The sequence below is a fragment of the Sphingomonas sp. CCH15-F11 genome, from assembly GCF_001557005.1.
In the GTDB taxonomy this organism is placed as follows: Bacteria; Pseudomonadota; Alphaproteobacteria; order Sphingomonadales; family Sphingomonadaceae; genus Sphingomonas.
The window spans coordinates 1-2,103 of record NZ_LSKG01000171.1; the positions used below are offsets into that span (position 1 = coordinate 1).

The 2,103-nt window shown below is 68.6% G+C and carries 2 protein-coding genes; one reads left to right on the plus strand and one right to left on the minus strand.

The window, feature by feature from the left end; translation table 11 throughout:
- The coding region (locus AX709_RS17200; protein ID WP_066551187.1) for an ATP-dependent DNA helicase RecG at positions 1 to 1,710 on the minus strand (1,710 nt) is incomplete at its 3' end.
- A gap of 77 nt (positions 1,711 to 1,787) precedes the next feature.
- Between AX709_RS17200 and AX709_RS17205 the strand changes: the two genes are divergently transcribed.
- The gene (locus AX709_RS17205) at positions 1,788 to 2,096 is read left to right on the plus strand and encodes an FAD assembly factor SdhE (protein ID WP_066551188.1); all 309 of its coding nucleotides are present in this window, start codon (positions 1,788 to 1,790) and stop codon (positions 2,094 to 2,096) included.
- Positions 2,097 to 2,103 lie beyond the last annotated feature (7 nt).

Consider the following 2,103-nt stretch of genomic DNA (forward strand, 5'->3'; position numbering starts at 1 on the left):
CCCCACCCGCCCGCGCAGCTGGTGCAACTGCGCCAGGCCAAAGCGGTCCGCCGCCTCGATGACGATCAACGTCGCATTGGGCACGTCCACCCCCACCTCGATCACCGTCGTCGCGACCAGCACGCCCAATTGGCCCGCGGCAAAGCGCGTCATCACCGCGTCCTTGTCCGCCGGCTTCATCCGCCCGTGGATCAGCCCCACCCGGTCACCGAACCGCGCACGCAGCGCTTCCGCCCGCGCCTCGGCGGCGGCTAGGTCGCTCTTCTCGCTCTCCTCGACCAGCGGGCACACCCAATAGGCCTGGCCGCCGCCGGACAGATGCCGTGCCAGCCCATCGACGACATCGCCGATGCGGTCCTCGCTGATCACGCTGGTCTGAATCGGCTCGCGGCCCGCCGGCATCTCGTCCAGTCGGCTGACATCCATCTCGCCATATTGGGCGAGCGTCAGCGTGCGCGGGATCGGCGTCGCGGTCATCACCAGGAGGTGCGGCGGCCGCTCTGCCTTGGCCTGCAGCATCATGCGCTGGGCGACGCCGAAGCGGTGCTGCTCGTCCACCACCACCAGCCCCAGATCCTTGTAGCGCACCGCGTCCTGAAAGATCGCATGTGTGCCGACCAAGATGTCGATCGACCCGTCGGCAAGCCCCATCAGCGTCGCCTCGCGCGCCCGCCCCTTGTCGCGCCCAGTCAGCACGGCAACGTGGATGCCAAGGCCCGACAGCATCCGGCTGAGCGTATCGTAGTGCTGGCGCGCCAGGATCTCCGTCGGCGCCAGCATCGCCCCCTGCGCGCCCGCCTCGACCGCGATCAGCAGCGCCATGATCGCGACCAAGGTCTTGCCCGATCCGACATCGCCCTGCAGCAGCCGCAGCATCGGCTGGGTCTGTGCCAGATCGCCCTCGATCTCCGCGATCGTGCGCGCCTGTGCGCCGGTCGGCGCATAGGGCAGGTCGAGCCGCGCGCGCAGTCGCCCGTCGCCGGCCAGTGCACGCCCCCGCTTCGCCCGCGCCGCACCGCGCACCAGCATCAGCGCCAGCTGATTGGCGAACACCTCGTCATAGGCCAGCCGCTCGCGCGCCTTTGCATCCGCCGGGTCGGCATGGATGCGCGCGACTGCCTCGCGCCAGCCGGGCCAGCCGCGCTGGTCCTTCAGGCCAGGCTCGATCCATTCGGGAAGCACCGGCGCGCGGCCGATCGCCTGTTCGGCAAGCTGGGCGATCCGGCGCGACGTGATCCCCTCCGACATCGGATAAACCGCCTCGCGCATCGCCAGCGCGCCGACATCGTCGGGATCGCCGACATAGTCGGGGTGGACGATCTGCAACTCCTGACCATAGCTTTCCAGCTTGCCCGAAACGCGGCGCAGTTCGTTCAGCGGAAACAGCTTTTTCACCCACCCAGAGCCACCGCCGAAGTAGACGAGCGCCACGTGATTGCCGCGCGCATCGAACGCCTGCACGCGCGTCGGCCCCCGCCCCGCGCTGGTCCGTACCTCGACCGGGGTCAGGGTGATCGCGATGACCCGACCGACATCGGCGATGTCGAGCTCGTCGCAGGGCAGCCGATCGATCCAGCCGGTCGGCAGGTGGAACAGCACATCGACCACGCGCGCCAGCCCTAGCCGTTCCAGCGGTCGCGCCAGCGCCGGGCCGATCCCCTTCAGGACCGTCACCTCGGCGAACAATGGATTGAGAAGATCGGGGCGCATGACTATCTGCCGCTCTAGCCCCAGCCGACTGCGCTTGCCAGCGCCGCCGGCCTATCGTCATTGGAGTCGAGCCGCATATGGACCGCGATACCCGCCTCAAGCGCCTGCGCTTTCGCGCCTGGCATCGCGGCACCAAGGAGGCCGACCTTTTGATCGGCGGCTATTTCGACCGCCACCATGCGCAATGGGAAATGGCCGAGATCGACTGGTTCGAGGCGCTGCTGGAGGAACAGGATGTCGACATAATGGCCTGGGCGATCGGCACCGTGCCGGTGCCCGAGCGGTTTGCGGGCGCGATGATGGAGCAGATGCACGCGCTAGATTACATCCCGATCGCGACAACCTCCCTCTCCCCTTCAGGGGAGAGGGGTGGCCCCGGGGCCTGAGCTGTCC